General features: G+C 67.3%; 1 protein-coding gene and 1 pseudogene. One reads left to right on the forward strand and one right to left on the reverse strand.

Annotated elements, in window-relative coordinates; all coding sequences use genetic code 11:
- Positions 1-1,051 (reverse strand): annotated as a pseudogene (locus LI92_RS23940) (PE family protein); the annotation flags it as partial.
- Between the two features lie 862 nt (positions 1,052-1,913).
- On the opposite strand from LI92_RS23940, the gene LI92_RS19625 reads away from it, so the two are divergent.
- Positions 1,914-5,124: helix-turn-helix transcriptional regulator (locus LI92_RS19625; RefSeq protein WP_152665562.1), on the forward strand; the 3,211-nt coding region annotated here is incomplete at its 3' end.

A 5,124-nucleotide genomic window follows, 5' to 3' on the forward strand; every position in this document is an offset into this window, starting at 1 on the left:
TGTATAAGAGACAGTCGCCGGCCAGACCCGCGTTGCCCCCGACTCCACCGTTTCCGGCAGCACCGAAGTGTCCACCCACACCTCCGACGCCGCCACGGCCACCGCCGCCGCCGTCGCCGCCGAGACCACCGGCGCCACCGTTGCCGCCCAGGTCATCCAGGCTTACACCGCCGGCGCCGCCGGCGCCGCCGACGCCACCACTGCCGCCGACGCCGCCGGCGCCGCCCAGGCCTCCGATGCCGAGCACAAACCCGGCCGCGCCGCCCGCACCACCATTGCCGCCTAGACCACCGGCGAGGCCGTCGCCACCGGCAGTGCCGTTCAAGGCTTCCAGCACCCCGTCGAGACCCGCGGCGCCTGCCGCGCCGGTCGCACCCGCGCCGCCGGCGCCACCATTGCCGCCGAACCCGATACCGAACAGGCTCACCACGTCGCCGCCGGCACCACCATTGCCACCGGCCACCAACGCGTCGATCGACGCCCCACCCGCGCCGCCGGCGCCGCCATCGCCGAACAACCAGCCACCGACGCCGCCGGCACCGCCGGCACCGCCCTCCACACCGAGACCGCCGACACCACCATTGCCGAACATGCCGGCGTCGCCACCGACACCACCGGCACCACCGGCGATCCCGGCCACACCCTCTGCGCCGGCTCCACCATCGCCGAACAGGAAACCGCCGTCACCGAGGTTTCCGAACCACCCCAGCGAACCGAACAGCGTGTCGTTGGTTCCCGTGAACCCATCGATGCCGTTACCGATCAACTCACGACCGAACAGGTCCACCCACGGCTGGTTGATCAGGTCGAGGAACTGCTGGTTGTCGGCGATGAAGTCCTGGCTCAGGTTGTACAGCGGTAGATACAGCTGGTCGTGGTAGAAGGACGCCACGGCCAGGTCGAACTGCTCGAACAGGTCATAGATGAAGTCCGCATCCGCCGCGCCGGGGTCCGCAAACCAGCCCGACCAGATGTCGGCACTCTCAGCTGCGTCCGACAGACCCGACCAGAAAACCGGGTCGAACAGGTCCTCGATATCCGCGGAGGCCACAGGCGCCGGGCCGACGCCAAACGCCAAAAACGCCGCGACAGCACTGCCCGCCCCCACCACAGAACGCCCCACCGAACGCCGGCCCGACGAACGAACAACTTTGCTGGCATCCCGCCGGCCCATGGCGTACCCTCTCATAGCTTTTACTTAGGTTTCGAGCAGGTTCGAATTATGGTCGTTCGTTTACTTTGTGCAACTTGGGCGACACTCAATGTGGCAAAAGCCACAAACAGTCCCCCGTTGTGACGTATTCCGACCGCCAAGACCCGCAGCTCAAGCGCACAATGAGAGCTTGGACACAGTGCGGGGTGAGTTCCAACACAGTTGCTCCCGATGTCTCATTTGGCGGAAATTATGGTTAACTTCAGAAATCTGCATCGACGGAGGCGTGATTCACTTCGCCCCACCGACGCAGATTCAGGGGCGCCCACATGACGCGGATGGGCGCTTCAGCTGCAGTTTGCTGGCATCACAAATGGAGCAGAAAAAGGACGTCGCACCTACCGCCGACGGCTCACCGAGCCGCCGTGGCCTTGACGACTGGGGACCGCAACCGGGTCATCCTTGCTGGTACTGCCCACAGTCCGGGGATCGCGACCAGGGGGAGATCGGCGAAACAACTCCACCTGAGGTGGCGGACTGGGCAAGCGCAACTCTGCCACCTGACACTCTGCGGCGGTTCGGCCCCAAGATCATCAGCAAAACTGCCCAAATTCCGCTGGTATGGTGTCGCCCAGACAGCAGTAAAAGTGCGTAGATGTGGAAACGGAGCCACAGCTGCGGGGTTGGGGAGCCGATCCATCCGTGTGAGTGGACGACCGCCCGCCCGCGGCGGGCCCGCTCGCCCTCCAAGGAACGGTAGATGATGTCGAACGCCAGCGAAGCGGTTTTGCCGCTTTCCCCTGCGCGCACGGTCATCGTGGTCAGTCCCGGAGACTCCCGGCCGCAGTGGCAGCCGCCGACGGAATCGTTCACCGCTGGGCTCTCGTGGTTGGCAGGCGCACTCGGTGAAGCGGCCACCGCGCACGACGGCGAGCGGCTGCCCGAACAGGACCACGCGGACCGGTTCGCCGCCGGGTTCGCCGACGCCGGCAATGCGGTGGCCTGCGCCCTTGCGTTGCAGCGCGCTCCCGGGGCATCGATCCGGCCGCGAATCGCCGTACATGCCGACGAGGCGCCGCTGGTCGAACCCAGCGCCCATCCGCGTTCCCTGGTGAACCGCGCGGCCCGGCTGTGCGACCTGGCCCACGGCGGTCAGACCTTATTGTCAGAGACCGCCCACCAGCTGGTTGCCGATCGACTGGGGCCCCAGACGTGGCTGCTCGACTTGGGCGCCTTCCGGCTGCGCGGGATCCCCTACCCGGAGCGGGTGTTCCAGCTCTGCCACACCGGGCTGCCCACTGAGTTTCCACCGTTACGCACGGGACGTGCGGTTCACGAACCCTATTTTCCGACGCCGATGACGAGTTTTGTCGGCCGGGAGGCCGAGCTGGCCGAGCTGCGGCGGTTGGTCGACGGCAACCGCCTGGTGACGCTGACCGGTGCCGGTGGCGTCGGCAAGACCCGATTGGCGCTACAACTGGCCGAGGAGTTCGTCGACCGGTTCCGGGACGGCGCATGGTGCGTGGATCTGGCGCCGATCACCGATCCGGAGTTGGTTCCCGAACGGGTGACTCACGTGCTGGGCCTGCCCGAACGGCCGGACCGCTCCCCGGTCGACACCCTGGTGCGCTTCATCGCAGATCGGCAATTGTTCATGGTGCTCGACAACTGCGAACACCTGCTGGACGCCTGCGCGCGGCTGACGGCCACCTTGTTGGCTACCAGCGCTGAGCTGACCATCGTGGCGACGAGTCGCGAACCCATCGGGGTGGCCGGGGAAGTGACCTGGAAGACCCCGTCGCTCTCCCTGGTCGATGAGGCCGCCGAGTTGTTCCGGCACCGCGCTCGCCTGGTCCGGCCGGGTTTGATCGAGACCAGCGATGATGCCGAGTTGGTCACCGAGATCTGTCGCCGGCTGGACGGGGTGCCGTTGGCCATCGAGCTGGCGGCTACCCGGGTGCGGGCTTTGTCGCTGACCGAGATCGCGGACGGACTGGGCGAGCGCTTCCACCTGCTGACCGGTGGTGCCCGCACGGTGGTGCCCCGCCAACAGACGCTGCGCGCTTCCGAGGACTGGTCGCACGACCTGTTGAGCGAATCCGAGCGCGTGGTGTTTCGGCGGTTGGCGCCGTTCATGGGCGGGTTCGACCTCGATGCCGCCCACGCGGTGGCCGGCGGTCCCGACCTGACCCGCGCACAGATCATCGACGAACTCACCCAGCTGGTGGACAAATCGCTGGTGGTAGCCGACAACGCCGGAGAGTCGACGCGGTTTCGGCTGTTGCAGACGGTCCAGCAATACGCTCTGGAGAAGCTCGAGCAGTCTGGGGAATCGGAGACCATCCAGGTACGACACCGCGATCACTACACCGCGCTGTTCGACGCCGGAGTGACCTCCGGGTACGGGTGGCATATCGCCCAGGCCGAACTCGAGATCGACAACCTCCGGGCCGCCTTCACCTGGAGCCGGGAGCACAGCGACATCGGGGCCGCCGCGCGTTTGGCCTCCTCGTTGCTTCCGCTGTGGATACACAGCCGGACCTTGGAGGGTCTTGCCTGGTTCAACACCGTGCTCGCCGCCGGCAGCGCGATGGCGCCCGGCGCCCGTTCCCGCGCGCTGGCGGATAAGACGATCTTGGAAGCGGTGACCGGAAACTACGGACAAGTCGAACAGGCCGAGGAAGCCGTCGCGCTTGCACGGAGCCTGGACGAACCCGACCTGCTCGCCTGGGCACTGGCCGCCTGCGGATTCACCTGTAGCTACAGCCCCGAACTCGCGCTGCCCTACTTCGAGCAGGCCATCGCGCTGTCCCCCACATTGAACGACGACTGGCGACTGAGCCAGATATATGCCATACAGGCGTATTCGGCGTTCGTGGCAGGTGATCTCGCCACTACGCGCCTTGCGGCGGACAACGGCGCCGTGCTCGCCGAAGCCGTCGGTGACTGGTCGGTTTCGCGCCTGTGCCGGCTATGCCTGGGTCTGGCGCACCTGCATCGCGCAGAGCTGGACAACGCCGTCGATCAGGCCAGACAAGTGGCGATGGAGGCCGAGACGGCACGTGACCCGCTGTTCAGCGCCCAGAGTCTGACGCTGCTGGCTGAAGCGCTCGCCTGTCAGGGGCATCTGCGCGCCGCGCGGGCAGCGGCGAGCGCATCGGTCGAGGCGGCCGCCGAACTCATCGACTTTCACCGCGGCATCAGCTTTGGAGCGGTGGCCGACACGCTGCTTGCCGCCGGCGATGTGTCCGGGGCGCGCGGTGCCGCCGACGCGGCATGCGACGCCTGCGCGCTGCCCGAACTCCTGGCAATCAATGGCAACCCAGTCGCCCGGGTGGCGCTGGAAACCGGCGACGTGGCCGCGGCACGCCGCTGGGCCGACGCGGCGCTGTCGGTGGGCATGGGCTTCCACCGGATTCTGCTGCTGGAGATCCGGAGCCGGGTGGCCCTGGCCGAAGGCGACCCCGAGCAGGCCAAACGAGACGCGCTTGACGCCCTGACGCTCGCAACAGAATCCGAGGCCTATCTGGCCGTCGCCGAGCTGATCGAGGTGCTGGCGGCCTGCGCCACCGCGTCCGGCCGCCACGACGAGGCCGCGCGGTTGCTCGGCGCGGCGAGTGCTGCCCGCCGGCGAACCGGTGCGGTCCGGGCAACGGTCTACGACGCCGGCTACGAGTCCACCGTCGATGCTGTACGAAAAGCTATGCCCCAGAGCGCTTTTGAACGTCGCTGGGCGCAAGGCAACGCACTGTCGATCGCGGAGGCAATCGACCACGCGCGCCGGGGCGACCCGAAGAGCAAAACCGAGGCCAAACGTCCGTCCAGCGGTTGGGCCTCGCTGACTCCGGCCGAACGCAATGTCGTCCATCTCATCAGCGCCGGGCTGCGGGACAAAGACATCGCCGCGCACTTGAGCATCTCCCCCCGAACGGTGCACTCACATCTGAACCGCTGTCTCTTATACACATCTG

The organism is Mycobacterium sp. UM_Kg1 (genome assembly GCF_000972925.1).
In the GTDB taxonomy this organism is placed as follows: Bacteria; Actinomycetota; Actinomycetes; order Mycobacteriales; family Mycobacteriaceae; genus Mycobacterium; species Mycobacterium hiberniae.